We start from the raw sequence: 15662 nt of genomic DNA on the forward strand, positions 1-15662 counted from the left end.
GAACCTAGGAAGAACATGAAGATCTGCATCGTCGACGGCTACTCCACAGGCGTCAGCCTGACCCGCCGCCTGCGCGACCTCGGCGTGAACTGCATCCACGTCCAGAGCGAGCCCCGCACTAACGGCTTCCTGCAGCGCACCTTCCGCCCCGACGACTACTCCCTGGACTTCGGCTACACCGACGACATCCCCGCACTCGCCGGGCAGCTCGCCACCCTCGGCATCTCCCGGGTCATCGCCGGCTCCGAATCCGGTGTGACGCTGGCCGAAACGCTCGCCCAGCAGCTCGGCCTCCCCACCAACACCCCCGCCGGCCGTCTGGCACGGCGGGACAAGGCGCTGATGTATCAGACCGCCGAACGCGCCGGACTCGACGTACCGCAAGGAACCACGGTGAGCAGCCCGGCGGCCGCAGCCGAATGGTTCACGGCCTCCGGCCTCACTGAAGCGGTCGTCAAGCCCCTGGCCAGCGCGGCGACCGACGGTGTGCGCTTCTGCCAGACCCCTGAAGAGATCGCCCACGCCACCGAGGCGATCCTGGCCAAGCCGAACATCTTCGGGCAGCGCAACGCCGCCGTCATCGTCCAGGAGCGGCTGTCCGGCGACGAGTACTACATCAACTCGGTCAGCTCGGGCGGCGATCACCGGTTCGCGGAGATCTGGCGCTACACGAAGCGGGCCTCCGACGGGCCCATGCCCCTGTACGACTATGAAGAGCCCGTCGCCCCGCACACAGCCGAGGCGCAGCTGCTCAAGGCCTACACCTGCCGTGTCCTCGACGCACTCGGCATCCAGGAGTCAGCCGCCCACACCGAGGTGATGCTGACCGCCCGCGGCCCCGTCCTGATCGAAACCGGCGCCCGACTCGGCGGCGCCACCTCCCCCGACATCATCGACAAGTACCTGGGGACCTCACAGACCGCTCTGCTCGCCGCGGCCCTCGTTGACCCCCGCACCCTCCTCGACTTCGACGATGAGCTCACCTCCTGGCCAGGACGGATTCGCAATGTCGAATTCGCTCCTCGGCCCCGCCGGGCGTCATGCGGGGCTCCGCAGACCCGCATGACGCCCGGCGCACCTCCCGTGTGCGTCGGAGACAGCGCGCGGCATCATGAGACCCGTGAATGGATCCGTACCCCACCAGCTCATCGTCGCTGCAGCGCAGGCCGCCGGTCCCTGTCGCCCCGGGCTGGAGGCAGCCTGGCACGGCCGGGTGCGCGAGCTCGCGCTGAACCTCTACCTGGACGGCACCCAGCTGGCCGCCGACATCGCGCGCGTCGAAGGAGCCAAGGACCGTGTCCGCGGCGTCCTCACCCGCGTCGAGATCGAAGAGAGCAGCAACCGCGCCTTCATCTACATCAAGGCTCTAGGCCGGGGTGAGGAACGGTTCCGAACGGATCGGCTCGAGAACGACTCAGGCAAGGCGCTGTATGCCACGGCCCAGCGCCTGGTCGGTCGGCTCGTCCGCGTCTACAAGGAGATGGAGACGACGAAGGCCCAGGCTGGAGAGCGGCCCAGCAAGGTCCGAATGGCCGTGCACCTGGTCGACCTCGGGCCCGCTGACGGAGCCGTCGCCGAGAAGGACGCCAAGGACATGATGGTCGAGGCTGTGGCCGGGGACACTGAACGCGCCGTCGCCGCGTGGCGAGCCGCCGGCCTCCCGGACTCCGGGCCCATCGCCCAGGAGAAGCTCGAAGCGGCCCTGGCCGCCGTCACGGCCGGAGACGCAGGGAACGACGGCGCCCAGGAGTAGCCCCACCGGGACGCCAGCGCCTGCACCTGGCCAAGGGGTGTCCGGTCACGGCGGCAGGATCGACCCATGATTGACCTGGGAATCCGCATCGAATTCTTTGACGCCGCCACCATGGACGTGGACCAGCGTCGCCTCCTCGGGGCGCTCTGCCGCCCGGACGGGTACCTCGCTCTCGCCGTCCCGGCCATCGGCAGCCGCCTCAGCGTCAGCTCGCTACGACTGACGTCCCGCGACGACTTCCGCCCCTTCGTCCTCGGCTCCACGCTGCGCGTCTGTGATGTCGTCCATCAGCCGGCGCCGCGGCGGCAGGGGCGCGTGCCGGACTGGTGGGGCGACTCGCCCCACGAGCCGTCCGCCACCGTTGTGCTGAGGGCAGCCCTGCGAGGCTCCTCTCTCATGCTGCTGCCGCAGATCCGGCAGTTCGCCGCCGATGGATGGTCCCTGCAGGACCCCACCGAGGGAAGCGAACTGGAGCGAGCGTGGCACAAGGCCCAGCAGCAGGTCGCCGAGCAGTGGCCGCTCACCGCCTGAGCAGGGTCTAGCGGGGTCTCCGTCCGGTGTCCGGCCGTGGTGGCCGGGAGCGACAGCGCGTGCAGGGCGTTGTGCCGCAGTGCGAGCATCACCTTGTTGGAGGGCCGCACCCCAGATGCGGGTTTCGCCTAGGCTCGGCGCGGCCCTTCCGGAGGAAGCTCTCGCCCATGATCACACCCATCGTCGACCCCCTCTCCGAGGGGGCGGTCGCCACCTATCTCCATGACGTAGCGAGGCTTGCTGAGGGCAACTACGACACAGACGGATGGGCGTTCCCCACGCTCTACCACTTCCTGCTCAGCCACGGGCGCCGCTTCACCGTCTCTCCTCCTCCGCCCGACCTGACGGGCATGGAGCCACGGCTGTGCTACAGCAATGCCGCCCGGTACGCCCGCGAGCACCGCTCCGAAGGTCTGGTCTACGCCGAGGGGTTCGCCCTCCCCGACGGCGTCGACTTCCCCCTCGCGCACGCCTGGTGCATCCGGGCAGACGGAACGGTGGTGGACCCCACCTGGGCTGATACTCCGGGCCGCGCCTACATCGGAGTGGCGTTCCGTGATCCGCAGCGGTGGCCGTATGACGGCGGCGGCATCCTCCAGGACCCGGACAGAAGCTACCCGCTCCTCAAGGACGGCCTGCCGGAGGACTCTCTTCTGCCCGCCGGGCGTCCTCTCTGACCGGCTCGGCGCCCGCTTGAGCTGGTGGCGGCCCCGAACTTCGGCGGCCACCACCAGCTCCTCTGCTCACGAGCACGTACAGACGGCGCCAGCCCAGATGCCCCCAGGGCCATTCCGCTCACATGCCGTCTACGGCCGTGTCCCCCAGCGCTCGCCGTGTCGGACACGGAGACGCAACCCTGCAAACCGGGCAACTGCCACCCGAGATGAGCGGGTGGAGAGCGCGGACGTCATCCACCGTGGCCGCGAGCCGGTTGCGCTGATCAGCAAGCGGTACGACCACCCGCCCAAGAACCGACTCGACGATCCACTGGTTGCGGTGCTTTTCGTGCTCGTCGGCAGGCGGCCTCACCCCGTCGTACAGGGCCGCTGTGATCTCCCGGCGCATCTGCATCGCCTCGACCGGACCGAGTGTCGGCTGCAAAACCTCCTTCAGCAGCCGGTGTGCCGTCACCGTGCACCGGCCGGAGGAGGCACCTGGGAAGGCTTCCCTCAGCAGTGCCCCCAAGGACCGGGAGGTCATCTGCGGCGATCGACCGGTGGCCGGAGCGCCGGGATCGACGCCCCACGGCACGGCCACCTCTCCCGGCCCGGGCGTCGCAGAAGACTGCCTGGTCCTGGGGGCCCGCCCGCGCCCCGGATACGCGTCGGAGAGATCATGCAGGCGGCGAGCTGTGGCGACTGCTTCCTCATCCAGGTGCCGCTGGTGGCGAAGCCCCAACGCCCCCAGGTCGGCCCACCGGTCTTCCGACCAAGCGCTGTTGGTCTCCGCCCGTACCCGCTGGAGCTGCTCGACCTCGGCCAGAGCCAGCGCCCGGGGCTCTGAAAGCTCGAGAGTCCAGCGCTGCCGCTCCGATGGATTGTCGGGCGCACCGAACAGGTCGAACTCCTCCTCCAGGTCCTCGATCCGGTCTGCGCACCAACGCCGCAGCGCACGGGCGATCGTGTCGCCGTGCGTCAACAGTGCGGTCTCATCAAGCAGGCCGTCGCCGACGGCCGGTCCGGCACTCGGGTCCGTGGTCATGGGCAGTTCGCTCCAGGCTGGGAATCAAGAGTCCCCAGTGTGGAGCGAACGCCGCAACAGGTGCGGATTCGCCTGTCCGCGCGGTCCTCCCTGACAGTGAGAACCGGGTCCGGCGGTTTCCCCACAGGGCTCACATCCCCCGGGTGCCTCCCCACCCCTCAGGCCGGCTCGCACGCGGAGCCGTCAGCCACGGGCGACTGCGTGGCTCACGAGACGGTCGAGCATTCGTGTAGCAGCCGCTCACGTTGCTGGGCCCGGAGGGACTGCAGACGCCGCTGCTCGTCCAAGCCGACCTCCGCCAGAATGCGCCTCCGCGCAGCGGGCCCAACGCCGGGCAGCGACTCCACCAGCCGGCCCACCCGGGTACCGCCGACCACCCTGTCCTCCCGGGCCAGTACATCGGGCAGTGACAGGTCGCCGGCTTTCAGCCGCCCCAGCATCTCCGCCCGCTCACGCCTGACCTCGGCAGCCTGCCGGAGCGCCAGCGCCCGGTCCTCGGCGGTGCGCGCCGGAGGAGGAGCTGCCGGCGCCGCACGGCGCCTCTTGGGGGTTCGGGTGGCGACGTCGTCTGGATCAGGGCCGCTCAGCTGCCCGAGCCGCGTCGGCCGGGCGAGCAGTCTGCTGGTCAGGTCATGCTGAGCCGCCCGAAGAGCGCGGATGGAGCACGGCAGGTACGGGTGCTTGGCTGGCTCACCGTAGCGGGGCCGGCCCGGCTTGATGGTGACCCACACCTGCGTGACCGCCCCACCCTCCAGTTGTTCGGTCAGCCGCTTCCAGGTATCCAGCCAGCGATTCATCGTCCGCACCGCCAACTCGTCCAGCGGGAAGACGCGCTCTCCCAAGGTGACGGTGGGCGGGGCCGCCTTCAGGTCGAGGGCCGACACCTGAAGACCAGCGAGTTCGGACAGCGGGCGGCCGGTGACGAGCCTCAGGGCCGCAAGCGCGCTGGTGCGCTCCCACGTGCTGCGGTTCGTGCGCGGCGGTCGGTTGTCCGCAAGGAGCTCCACTACCCGGCGGCTCTCGTCGACCGGCAGGCCCTGGCTGTCGGGCCACCCCTCGGAAAGACGTTCCGGCTGGCCGAGGTGACGAGCAAAGGCGTTGAAAGTGGCGCAGCGAGCTGCCTGCGACGCCGCGGCCGCGTCCTTCTTGCCGGCCACTCGCCGTTGACGGGTGTAACCCGCGGCCGCGGCGTTCAGCCACGCGACCGCGTAGCCAACGTCCGCGAGGTCGCCTGCCTGGATCCGCTCCTCGGGGAACTCAAGGAAGTCGCTGAGCACCCGCAGGTACTCGTTCAGGAAGAAGGCGCGCTGGTCGTACGTCGCCTGCGGGCCGCGTGCCAGCTTCTTCAGCAGCGCGGTGATCTCGGTGCGGGCGGGGCGTTCGAGCCGGTCCATGACGTCACATCGTACGACCGGCGTGTCCGCCGCCTAGTGATGCACGCACCACAGCATCTACGCAGCGGACTCACCGGTGCGGCCACAGGCCGACAGATCACAGCTCAGGCCGAGGCAGCCGTCTTCCAGTGGGCAGGGGGTTCAGGCTGCCTGCCGGTCAGCTCCTTGTACTCCTGGTCATGCCGCTCACGCTGATCACGCTCCCGCGCGTTGCAGGCGTCCCACTCACTCCACATCGCCTCGGTACCCCCGGCATGCTCCCAGCGCCCGGAGTCCACCGCGGTCCGCCAGGCCTCCACCCGCTCGCGGACCTTCTGTACATTCCGCTCAAGATCGGCGTCCTCGGCTTCGTGCCGACGCCACAGAGCAGCGAGCTCCGCCTGGTACGCCGCGTACGCACGGTCGAACGCCTCCTCGGCCTCGCACCGCGCCTCCGTCTCCCGTGCAGCCTCGAGACGCTCGCACGGAACGGTGCACCTGACGTGTACGGTCCAGCACTTCACCAGATGGCAGCCGTGGCAACCTTCCGGCATGACGCTGTGCTCGATGATCCGGGCGCCCGGGAACCGGGCCCGCAGCAGCTCAGGAGTCAGCGGCCACCCGCCGAACAGGGAGATCTGCTGCCTGGAAGTCAGCTCCGGGCCGCCAGCATCGGGGGCGTTGACGTCACTCCACGTCAGGTCGACTCCCTCCGGAGTCCGCACCCGGTACGCCCAGGAGTCCCCCTGGTGCCCGGGCGCGGTGATGTCGTCCACGACATGGTGAAGATCGACGACGTACCCCTCGTAGGGTGCGTTCACCGCGCGCAGTTCACGGTAGGCGGCAGCCGGCCGCTGTCCCGTGGCAGCCACGCGAGCCTGCGTGTTCCGGCGAGCCTTACGACTCCTGACCATGGTGAACCCCTCCGGCAGGCCCCACGCCCCCGCCGTCCGTTCCATGATGGAAGACGTACCGGCTGGCTACACGACAATGCAGCGCTGCGTCCGAGACGGCTTGGCCGGTCCTGCGGCGGCGTGGGCGCCCATGCAGGCCGGAGTCAGGTTGCGCTACTCCCGGCGCCCGACTCTAGCGGTCGTCCCAGCTGCCTCGAGCCTGCTGACGGTCGCCTCACCCCATCGAGGGACTCGGGGGTCTGAGCGCCTACCGCTCGTATTCCTCTTCGTCCCAGTCGACCCTGCGCTCAGCGTCGATCAGGTCGTTCATCTCGTCGTGGCTACGTTCCTGGCTCATACCTGGACCTCTGGTGTCGATCGGGCGGCGGTGAAGAAAGTCGACGGCAGGACGGAGCGCCCTGCACGTTCGATGGTTCCGGCAGCGAGAGAGGCGACGCCGACGACGTGCCGGAAGTCGGCCTGCGGCTGTCCGGAAAGCTGGGCCTGCGCCTGGCACGGAGGAGCCCGGCTGTCAGGCCGTGAGGAACGTCCACCGGACCGTCGAACACCGCGACAGCCTTGGCCAGGAAGACCGTGAAGTCCCGGCCCACCTGACGCAGCAGCATGTCGCCGGGCCGCACCGCAGGTTGCGAGCGGCAAGGAACAGGGCGCGTAAGGCTCATGACGGAACACAGCAAACTCTCTCCCCTCGGATTGGCAGGCCCATGAGGACGCGGATCCTGTCGGCCACAATGGCAAGGCCTGCGGACACCGGCGCAGGCATCAGGGTCCCCACATGCCGAGGTGACAGTGAACGGTCTCCGGTTCCGAGGTCTGCGCCTCACGCCGTACACCTCCGACGGACAAGCCGTCGAGCACGACGTCCGGACGTGGCCGTTGCTGGGAGTGGCCTGCCGGGACGAAGCCGGCACCCGGCTGTGGCTGGAGACCACCGAGTCCGTCGCCAGCGCGGTGCAGCAGTTCGCTCCGCCCCCGGCCGACGGCTGGCACGAGGTGGCTCTCTGGGCCGACACCCCCGACGGAGATCTGGGGCAAGCAGTGGTACGCGAGGTGGAAGCCCTCCGACTCTGGGCTGTCGGCCTTGGATACGTCGCTCTGTACGGCGGTCCCGGCAAGGAGCCGGAGCTCACCCGAGTACCCACACCCCCCGCCGGAGTAGAGCTGGGCAGCAGCGACCGCCCAGGCGCATGGTCGGCAGCAGCTCTGGGGCGGCAGATCGCGGACGAGTGCCGCTCCACGGAGGAGGCTCGCCAACGGCGGCGTACGGCGGTGGAAGCCGCCCGGAACGAGCGCCGCACAGCACGACAAAGGGCCCGGGCCTAGCCAGGCTCCGATCGCCCGGTGCCTGAGTCCGACACCCCGGAGGGACGGCCGGGACGCGAGGCCAGAGGACAACCAGGCCCCGGTGCCCAGCGAGACGGGCACCGGGCACAAGGCGGCTCACTTCTTCTGGGACGGGAAGAGATCGAGGAGCTTGGCCTTCTGACGGGGCCCGAGCCCTCGGACTCGGCGGCGTTCGGATATACCGATGTGGTCCAGGAGCTGGCCGGCACGGATTTTACCGATGCCGGGCAGCGCTTCGAGCAGGGGGCGTACGCGGATCTTGCCTGCGACCGTGTCCGTACGGTCGAGAACCTCGTGAAGGGAGATCTGGCCTGCCTTGAGGCTGATCAGCAGTTCACTGCGTTCCTTGCGGGCGGCGATGGCCTTCTGCAGTGCCTGGGCACGGGCGTCGGCGGTGAGGCGGGGCAGGGCGGTCACGAGAGGGTGCTCCTGGTCGTTGTAGGGGTGTGGCTGTCGGAAGCGGCCGCCGACTCGTGCCCAGGCGCGGCCGCCGGCCGAGCAGGCGTCAGCGGGCTGCCGAGCAGTGCTGCGGCGACGGCTTCGACGTAGGGGTTGATCACACCTTCGTCATCGCCCTGGGCAGCGTCCTCAAGCAGCTCGGTGAGGGGCTCGTACAAGGCCGGGTCGACGAGAGGGTTGCCCTCGCGCAGCGAGGTAATGGCCTGCTGCAGAAGGGCGTCGCCGTGCGCAGCGGGAGCCGCGTCGTTCATGATCGTCCTTCCTTGACGACCGGCGTCGACACGAACGTGCGAGCGGTCGACCACATGCGATGTCCGTACGGCCGCCCCGGCGCGAGCGCGAGCGTCGGGGGCGGTGTTGACTACGTGAGGCAGTCTGCCGTGCGAAGCGGACACCGCGGTGCCCACGCAGTCGCACGGTCCGACCGTCAACTGCCCGAGGTGACGACGTGGCGTCTGCGGGAGTCCTCAGCTGTCCGCGCGGAGCCGCACGAAGCGGAGGCTGCCGTGCCTGCCGACAGGCGGACGCACCTCGGCAAGAACCACCCCGACGACCAGGTGCTCCTCGGAGCCGTCGTCGCGCTGTCGGCGAGCGCCCACGTGGCCTGTGAGCTGCCGGGCGACTTCCGCAGCGCGCACAGAGTCCAACCGCGGTGAAGTCTCCGCCTCCCTGCCGTTGACCAGCACTCGCAACGCCCAAGGACGGTGCACCGGCCCGATCACCGCGATCACCTGCGCGTCGACTGGATCACCGTCGGTGCGCCACTTCACCCACGCCCGGGAGGCCCGCGTGCTGTAGGGCGAGTCGAGCCGACGGGAGACCACACCCTCCACTCCAAGGTGTGCCAGATCCCGCGCCTGCTGTACCGCCTCGGCCGCGCTGTCGAGCCCCGGCACCCATCGCACGGCCCGCCCCGCGAGAACTTGTTCAAGCAGCGGCATCCGCTCCCGCAGCGGCCGGGAGCGAACGTCGAACGCAGGCCGGCCAGGCGCATCGGAGAAGGCCAGGATGTCGAACGCGGTGAAAACGACCCCGACCCCGTGGGAGGCCCGCCACGCCGGCGTGCGTGCGAGGGCACCGAAGTCCATCCGTCCGTCCGCGTAGGCCGCCACGATCTCACCGTCAAGGACACAGTCGGGCAAGTCCATCAGCACAGTGCGCAGTTCGGGCAGCTCCCTCGTGATGTCCCGGCCGGACCGGGAGTGGACCAGGACCTGGTCGCCGCGGCGGTGAACGGCTGCCCGCCACCCGTCCAGCTTCATGGCATGGGACCAACCGGGCCCGGCAGGCACGGACGACACCGCGGAAGGGCGCATGAGCGGGATGGGAACAGGCACGGGCTCGGTCATCGGGTTCACCGTGCTGTGCACGGCACGGTGAACCCGTAGCGGCGCGCGTCGGCGGCCGTCAGTTCACCAGCTCGGCGCCCTGACCTGCTACTCGGGCACGGCCGTCGACGGCAGCCTTCAGCTCGCGCGCCACACCGTGCCACGCGCTGGGCTCGACCACCGCGCGCTGACGGATGCGCTGCCCTGTCCACGACTCCCGGCCTTCGACGACCGCCGCGATCCGCTCGGCGGCCACGCTGGCCACCGGCGTGATCGGGCCACCGGAGTAGAAGACCGGGCTGGGCCGCTGGGCCGGATCCATGGAGGTGAAGGACCATCCGTGTTCAGCATCCCAGGAGAACCACTGCAGACCACCCAGCTGGTTCCGCTCGCGCAGTGTCACGTCGCCGTCGGCCGACAGGTCGAACCCGTCCTCCACCCGGACCGCGGCCTGCTCCGTCACAGGGATGCCGCGGCCAGTCAACAGCTGTCCGACGAGTTCGATGTAGGCGCCGATGGCCGGCTCGAGGTCCGTCGCGACGTCGAGGAGCGCCTCTCCGTCCGCCCAGGTGTGCACTTCCTCCACGTCCGTCCACTCACCCAGCAGCTCCTCGACCCGCCAGATGCAGTCCTGTCGGTGACGCCGGCCCACCGGCCGGTCGCATGACTCGCACACATCGGTCTGGTCTTCGTCCCCCTCCTGGTCCTCCTCCGCCTCTGCCTCGGCCTCCACCTGGGCGTCGACACGAGCCTGCCAAGCCGCGGCCCGTTCCTCCTGGCGCGCCTTGTTCTTCGCCACGTCCTCGTCCGGGGCCGGAAAGGCGAACACCCGGAACTCCCTCCCGTCGACGACGACGGTGTAGCCGTACAGGGGGATGTGGCCCCAAGCGGCCCAGTCGCACGGGAACGTGTGGGATCCGGTGCCGGGAAGGTGCCGGCCGAGGCATTCGGTGAACGCCTGCGCCAGCTCCGTGCTCCCGGAGACCTCGGCGAACCGTGCCACGGACGTGACGTGCCCGCACCGAGGGCACAGGGCAGACCACTGGCTGATGTCGTCGGTGCCGAACCGGGCCCGCCCGGCGGCCAGCCATTCCTCGTGCGTGAGACGCGCCCGCAACGGTGGCAGCGCGACCACCTGGTCGCGGGCGGCGTTGAACCCGCCACCCGCCCGCCGCTGGAGCTGCCGGGCCCTGCGTTGCACTGTCCGGTTCCGTGCCATGCTGCGTCCTTCGAGGCCGCCCACGCCCGGCCGTCAAAGTTCACGGTCGGTCTCACAAGAGATGGTGCGTGCCGGGTCCGGGACTCACCCCGCGGACACCGCGAGGCTCCTTCGCCTCGTCGCTGGGACCGCGTGGGGTGTCGCATCAGCGGGAGACCGGCAGGCACTCTGCCGTCCACCCGACGCTACCGGCACCGCGAGGAGCGACTGCCGGGAAGTAGACACGGGTCCCTCGAAAGAGGAGCCGTGGTGTTGACGGCCAGCGCCCTCGGGGCGGTGCGGACCAAAGGACGGGCGGTCTTCTGCGTGCCGACGGCAGACGTCATGCACCGCTGTCCGCCGCCGGCACGCCCTTGCCCACCCATCAACCAGTCAGGGCCGGCACCTCGGGGCCTCGGGACGCGGCCGTCTCCCCGGCCGCCGGCGCTGGAGTTCGCGGACTGATGACCATCTGCTCGGCCTGCGCAAGCATCCAGCCGACACCCCCACAACCGCGATCCCACCCCCTCGGAGAAGTCGATGACGCACCGCCACCCCACCGATGGAACCTGCGCCGCCTGTGACGCCACCGGGCTGCCGTACGTAACGGCCAGCCAGCTCAAGCCTGGACTGCTCATCCAGACCGTATTCCGGCCGTGGCTCGGCCAGGAGTACCAAGTCGGAGAAGTGGCGACGGTGGAGGTGGAGCCGCTCGATGTCATGCGCGACGGAAAGCCGGTCGACGCGGTCACCTGGACGTTCGCCTGGCACCTGACCTGCCGCGACGGTGAGGTGATAGCCCAGTCCGCCGACAGGACGAACACCTCGTACATGATCTGCGGCTACAGCGAGTACGCCCTGTTCGAGCCCGGCGCGGTCCAGCGGCCCGACCGCACGGTCCGGTACGGCGCCGAACGTCCATCCGCCCCTGTCTACCCGGGGCCGCCCCCCGCCTCCATGTAAGGCCGCCCATCCCACCCATCTACGAACGGAGAGCACCGTGGGCAGCCTCTGGCGCCGTATGGACGCCACCGCCATGACCGGCACACTCATCCGCTGGCCAACGCACCTCGACAGCTACGGAGGCTGCGGCACCAGCGTGTACGCACTATGGCCCGAGCGCACCGAGGAGCCCATGATCGTGTGCGCCGCAGGTCTGGACGTCCATGCCGTGCTCACCGAGGAACCGGTGGGCCCGGCCCCGGCATGGCACCAGGCGTTCCCCGACCTGGACGACGACGACATCGACGTCTCCTCACGCTCCGACTGCCTGATCGGACATCTGCTGCTCGGGACCACCGGGGCGACCTGGGCCCTTCGGGACCCCGACGCGGATCCCGAGGCTCCGATGCACGAGGCGTTCTCGGGCTTCTGGCACGCGACTGAGGAGGACCTGACCGGGGCAGGCCGTCAGGTGATCGATGCCCTCAGCGCCTCCTACGGACGACGACCCGTGCTGCTCACCGTGCAGGACACCTGATCCTCCAGCGGCGCGGGCGTGCTGCGCGCCCGCTCCCTGCACGCTCGATAGTGCGCCAGCGCCTCAGCCAGGGGTCCGTCCACGAATCCCTCGGCCTCCTCGACGGCCTCCAGCGGAAGGAGGTCGTCGGCGGCGTATCCCAGGGCGGGGATCCCCCGCAAGTGCAGACTGAGCGCCTCCAGCCGGCCGAGGATCATCGCCTGGCGGGCCTGCTCCATGCTGAGACAGCGCCACCACATGTACCGGCCGGAGGCGCTGTCCGGTCGGGAAGGCAACAACGCACGGACACCGGCGGCGCGCACGGCCAGCACTTCGCCCACCGGCTTGGCGAGCTGGACCGCCAGCCAGGACACCGAATCGGACCTCGCAACCTCTGCCGTGACCATGGGCCCACGATCGCAGCCGTCACTGACATCGAAGGGAGAGCTAGGGCATGCCGAGCCTCTTCAGCCAGGCCCCGATATCGGGGCGCGGACGTTGTCCGCTTGACCCGGTTGCCCGTACGACAAAATGCGCGAGTGGATCAGTCAGACGCGGGGTGCGAGGGAGCGACGGCTGACGGCCCAATGAAGTCCGTGGCCAGAGCGTCCATCACGATTTCGTCGCACACCTGGCCGAGCCAGTACCCGGCCTGCCGGATAGCACCGACCTTCCGGAAGCCAGCCTTCTCATACGCGCGGATCGCGCCCACGTTCGGCGCGAGAACCTTCAGCCAGACCACCCGAAGGTTCGTGACGTGGAACGCGTAATCGAGGGTGAGCCGGGTCGCGGCAGTGCCCAGGCCCCGTCCACGGGCCTCCGGACCGAGCATGATCACGAACTCGGCTGTGCGGACACCGTGGTCGGGCAGCAGGGTCGCCACGCCGACCGGCGTCGGCTCGGAGTCGCCCAGGTCGTAGATGGTGAAGCGGATGTTTTCGCCGCGCAGTTGGTGGGCCATGCCCTCGGTACGGGCCTCCAGGGACTCGGGCGCCTGGCGCCCGTAACCGACCAGGAGGGCGGGGTCCTGCTCCCAGCGCCAGTACGTCTCGACGAGGTCGGCGCGGTACGGGCCGAGCCCGCAGGTCTCGGTGCGCAGCCAGATGATCGGGTCAGCGGTGCTGGTGATGGCGGTCTCCGATGGTGAGCACGGGGGTGTAGGCGCGGGTCGAGAACGGCTCGGCGACGTCGTCGCCGTTCATAGTCTGCACCCAGGCGTGGAGCCGGATCGGGTCGGACGCGATTCCGTGGCACCAGCGCACGCCGAGGCGCCGGGAGGCGAGCAGCAGGACGGCGGCGACGGACTCCTCCAGGCACGCGGTGCGTCCGGGGGAGTACCAGCCGGCGCGCCGCACTGCGGTCACGGCGCAGGTCGCCTCTCGGAGGGTCGCGGCCCGGACGGTGCGGGCATCGGCGGCGGACAGGAGGGTGAGGGTGCGTCGCATGCCGGTGGGTTGCCGGCGGGTGGCAGCGAAGGCGACGGTGAGCGCGGCCGCGGCCGAGAGTGTCTCGGCGAACGGGCCGAGCGGCGGCCGTACGACGCCTGCGGGATGCTCGGTGCTGCCCCAACTGGCCTGGGCCGAAGAGGCGGCCAGTGCCGATGTCCACGCGCCCGGCCCGCTGGCGGGAGCGAGCAGCCCCAGTGCGAGGAGCCGACGGCCGAGGGCGGGGGCGATGCGGTTGCGGTCGAGGATCCCGGTACGGGAGAGAGCGTTCCACTGGTCTGCGGCCGAGGGCTGGAGGGCTTGGACGTTGCCGGTGCGGTAGTCGATGAGGACCAGGATGTGGCCGAAGTCGACCGCACGGACGGCCTGTGGGCAGGTGACGAACGAGGGCAGGTCATCCACGACGGTCTCCTTCGCGGGGGCGCGACCACGGGGTGGCCGGGCGGTCGAGGGTGCGCAGCCACGCTTCGGCGGCCAAGGCCTGCTCCAAGGGCGCGAGGGGCATCGGGATCCCGGCGGCAGCCTGGGCGAGGTGCGCCCGTAACAGGGCGGGATCGGCGAGGCCGAGAGCGGCGAGGCGCCCGTCAACCAGACGCTGGAGGTCCGGCAGGTTGGCGCGCAGCCCGGTGTAGTGGTCGGCGTTGAAGCTGCCCTTGGTCGTCCGAGAGGCCAGGGCGTCTGGCAGGACACCGGACATGGCGCGGACGAGTACCGGCTTGTAGGTGTGCATCGGGGGCCGGGCCCGGACCTCTGTGCGCAGTACGGCGTCGACGACGGACCCGTCGAGGAACGGGTTGTGTAGCTCCATCCCGGACGCGGCGGCCAGCTGGGCGTCGGCGGCTGCGGTCCGCGCGACCTCCCGGACCTCGTCCACCAGAATCCGTGCCGCAAGGTCCAGGCCGGGCAGCGGATCGGCCGCCGCGGCGACGTCATGGACGGCGTCGGACAGCATGCAGGTGGCGGTGCTCGTGGCCCACCGGGGCAGCGGCATCGCCGGGAACCAGCGCACGTCCCCCTGCCCGGCCGGCGCGGATCCGCTCTCCAGCGCGGCGGCCTGGTCGGCCAGGGCTTGGGCGCGGCTGGTGCGGGTCAGGGTCCGTGCCTCGCACAGCAGTGGCAGGACGGGGCGGTGGCTCAGCCGGGCCCAGCCCGCGGCCTCGGCGGCGGCCCGCCGGTGGAGGCGGTGGCGCAGCAGGTCGGCCAGGTGCGCGGCCGGCACGAACAGGACGCTGTCGCCGCCGTCGCCGGTCAGGTGGGTGCGGCTGCCGAGCCGGTCGCGCATCCAGCGCAGCTGCCCCTCCAGCCGGGCCCGGGTCAGGGTCGACGGGGCCGGCTCATCGGTCGCCGGGACCGTGGTGATGTCGGTGTAGGGCAGGTGCTCGGCGCTCAGGGGGAGAAGGTGGTGGACGAGGCGCGGGTGGTGGGCGGCGGCCAGCCGTGCGTACGTGAGGTCGGCGCCGTCCGTCTGGCCGGCCGGGTGGACGGTGACCGTGTGCAGGGTCCCGCCGTCGGGCCGGGCGGTCGCGGCGAGCAGGGCGAGCGAGGAGGAGTCCAGACCGCCGGACAGATCGCACGTCAGATTGGGATCGCGCGCCACCCGCAGCCGTACGGCTTCCCCCAGGGTGGAGCGGAGTTGGTCGTGGGCTGGCCCCGGGACGGGGTCGGGGCGCCATACCGTCGCGCACCGCAGATCCCGGCCCGCGGCAAGCTCGATCCGGGCGCCGGGCGGGAGCTGCTGCACGCCGGTGAAGAACGTCCGGGGCCCGACCGCGGCGGGCACATGCGGCAGGAACACCGCGACCGCGACCCGTACCGGGTCCACCCCGGCGCCGGTGAGGTCGGCCAGGGCGCGCGCCGAGTTCGACCAGGCCCACCCGGCCTCGTAGCGGGTGGCGTACAGCGGCAGCGCTCCGGACGGATCGGTGTGCACCACCGTGTGCGGCCCGCGCTGCTCGACTACCGCGTACGCGCCAGGCCACCGCCAGGCGACGTCCTCGGGGAGCAGGCGGCGGGACAGCGAGCGCAGCTCGGCGTCGGTGGCGCCGCAGCAGCCCAGCACCGCCGCGCTCGTCATCCCTGCGGGGGTACTTGCCGCGGTTCTCGGCGTAACGCCTCCCCGGACCACTACAGTTGCCAGCGCCCAGCGCCCGGCCGCAT

Annotated in this window: 18 protein-coding genes; 7 read left to right on the forward strand and 11 right to left on the reverse strand. The window is 70.7% G+C overall.

What is annotated here, in order from left to right:
* Positions 1–15: 15 nt before the first annotated feature.
* The 4 genes from ACFYXM_RS10885 to ACFYXM_RS10900 all read left to right on the forward strand — a co-directional run bounded on the left by ACFYXM_RS10885 (position 16) and on the right by ACFYXM_RS10900 (position 2961).
* Positions 16–1380: an ATP-grasp domain-containing protein gene (locus tag ACFYXM_RS10885; protein ID WP_389288652.1), complete on the forward strand. Its 1365-nt coding sequence runs from the start codon at positions 16–18 to the stop codon at positions 1378–1380.
* Between the two features lie 100 nt (positions 1381–1480).
* Entirely contained in the window at positions 1481–1753 is a 273-nt protein-coding gene (locus ACFYXM_RS10890; RefSeq protein WP_389288653.1) for a hypothetical protein, read from the forward strand.
* Positions 1754–1819: 66 nt separating this feature from the next.
* Complete coding sequence (locus ACFYXM_RS10895; protein ID WP_389288654.1) at positions 1820–2284, forward strand: hypothetical protein; 465 nt, start codon at positions 1820–1822, stop codon at positions 2282–2284.
* Positions 2285–2451: 167 nt separating this feature from the next.
* The gene (locus tag ACFYXM_RS10900) at positions 2452–2961 is read left to right on the forward strand and encodes a hypothetical protein (RefSeq protein ID WP_389288655.1); all 510 of its coding nucleotides are present in this window, start codon (positions 2452–2454) and stop codon (positions 2959–2961) included.
* Positions 2962–3079: 118 nt separating this feature from the next.
* Here ACFYXM_RS10900 and ACFYXM_RS10905 read toward each other — a convergent pair whose 3' ends face one another.
* The 3 genes from ACFYXM_RS10905 to ACFYXM_RS10915 all read right to left on the reverse strand — a co-directional run bounded on the left by ACFYXM_RS10905 (position 3080) and on the right by ACFYXM_RS10915 (position 6230).
* Positions 3080–3985, reverse strand: coding sequence for a hypothetical protein (locus ACFYXM_RS10905; RefSeq protein WP_389288656.1), 906 nt, complete (start codon positions 3983–3985; stop codon positions 3080–3082).
* A gap of 206 nt (positions 3986–4191) precedes the next feature.
* Entirely contained in the window at positions 4192–5379 is a 1188-nt protein-coding gene (gene mihF, locus ACFYXM_RS10910) for an integration host factor, actinobacterial type (protein WP_389288657.1), read from the reverse strand.
* 104 nt (positions 5380–5483) lie between these two features.
* Positions 5484–6230 carry a hypothetical protein gene (locus ACFYXM_RS10915; protein WP_389288658.1) on the reverse strand — a complete coding sequence of 249 codons (747 nt, stop codon included), beginning with the start codon at positions 6228–6230 and terminating at the stop codon, positions 5484–5486.
* Between the two features lie 825 nt (positions 6231–7055).
* Between ACFYXM_RS10915 and ACFYXM_RS10920 the strand changes: the two genes are divergently transcribed.
* A complete protein-coding gene (locus ACFYXM_RS10920) occupies positions 7056–7595 on the forward strand; it encodes a hypothetical protein (protein WP_389288659.1) in 540 nt (179 codons plus the stop codon).
* A 117-nt stretch (positions 7596–7712) separates the two neighbouring features.
* Here ACFYXM_RS10920 and mihF (ACFYXM_RS10925) read toward each other — a convergent pair whose 3' ends face one another.
* From mihF (ACFYXM_RS10925) to ACFYXM_RS10940, 4 genes are all read right to left on the reverse strand, one after another.
* Complete coding sequence (mihF, locus tag ACFYXM_RS10925; RefSeq protein ID WP_389288660.1) at positions 7713–8033, reverse strand: integration host factor, actinobacterial type; 321 nt, start codon at positions 8031–8033, stop codon at positions 7713–7715.
* Positions 8030–8326 (reverse strand): hypothetical protein, encoded by a 297-nt coding sequence (locus tag ACFYXM_RS10930; RefSeq protein ID WP_389288661.1) that lies wholly within the window; start codon positions 8324–8326, stop codon positions 8030–8032. Before ACFYXM_RS10930 ends, mihF (ACFYXM_RS10925) begins: the two co-directional genes overlap by 4 nt.
* 216 nt (positions 8327–8542) lie before the next feature.
* Positions 8543–9424: a hypothetical protein gene (locus ACFYXM_RS10935; protein ID WP_389288662.1), complete on the reverse strand. Its 882-nt coding sequence runs from the start codon at positions 9422–9424 to the stop codon at positions 8543–8545.
* A gap of 58 nt (positions 9425–9482) precedes the next feature.
* The gene (locus tag ACFYXM_RS10940; protein ID WP_389288663.1) at positions 9483–10622 is read right to left on the reverse strand and encodes a VVA0879 family protein; all 1140 of its coding nucleotides are present in this window, start codon (positions 10620–10622) and stop codon (positions 9483–9485) included.
* A gap of 519 nt (positions 10623–11141) precedes the next feature.
* Between ACFYXM_RS10940 and ACFYXM_RS10945 the strand changes: the two genes are divergently transcribed.
* Positions 11142–11564, forward strand: a complete 423-nt coding sequence (locus tag ACFYXM_RS10945) for a hypothetical protein (protein WP_389288664.1) — start codon at positions 11142–11144, stop codon at positions 11562–11564.
* Positions 11565–11601: 37 nt separating this feature from the next.
* Positions 11602–12081: a hypothetical protein gene (locus ACFYXM_RS10950; protein WP_389288665.1), complete on the forward strand. Its 480-nt coding sequence runs from the start codon at positions 11602–11604 to the stop codon at positions 12079–12081.
* On the opposite strand, the gene ACFYXM_RS10955 is transcribed toward ACFYXM_RS10950, so the two are convergent.
* The 4 genes from ACFYXM_RS10955 to ACFYXM_RS10970 form a co-directional block, all read right to left on the reverse strand.
* Positions 12039–12467 (reverse strand): hypothetical protein, encoded by a 429-nt coding sequence (locus tag ACFYXM_RS10955; protein ID WP_389288666.1) that lies wholly within the window; start codon positions 12465–12467, stop codon positions 12039–12041. The two genes, ACFYXM_RS10950 and ACFYXM_RS10955, sit on opposite strands and share 43 nt — an antisense overlap.
* Positions 12468–12604: 137 nt before the next feature.
* Positions 12605–13189: a GNAT family N-acetyltransferase gene (locus tag ACFYXM_RS10960; protein WP_389288894.1), complete on the reverse strand. Its 585-nt coding sequence runs from the start codon at positions 13187–13189 to the stop codon at positions 12605–12607.
* The gene (locus tag ACFYXM_RS10965) at positions 13173–13907 is read right to left on the reverse strand and encodes a lasso peptide biosynthesis B2 protein (RefSeq protein ID WP_389288667.1); all 735 of its coding nucleotides are present in this window, start codon (positions 13905–13907) and stop codon (positions 13173–13175) included. The genes ACFYXM_RS10960 and ACFYXM_RS10965 overlap by 17 nt, the downstream gene beginning before the upstream one ends.
* Entirely contained in the window at positions 13900–15579 is a 1680-nt protein-coding gene (locus tag ACFYXM_RS10970) for an albusnodin/ikarugamycin family macrolactam cyclase (protein ID WP_389288668.1), read from the reverse strand. Before ACFYXM_RS10970 ends, ACFYXM_RS10965 begins: the two co-directional genes overlap by 8 nt.
* Between the last annotated feature and the right edge of the window lie 83 nt (positions 15580–15662).

This window comes from Streptomyces sp. NPDC002476, assembly GCF_042889785.1.
Lineage (GTDB): Bacteria > Actinomycetota > Actinomycetes > Streptomycetales > Streptomycetaceae > Streptomyces.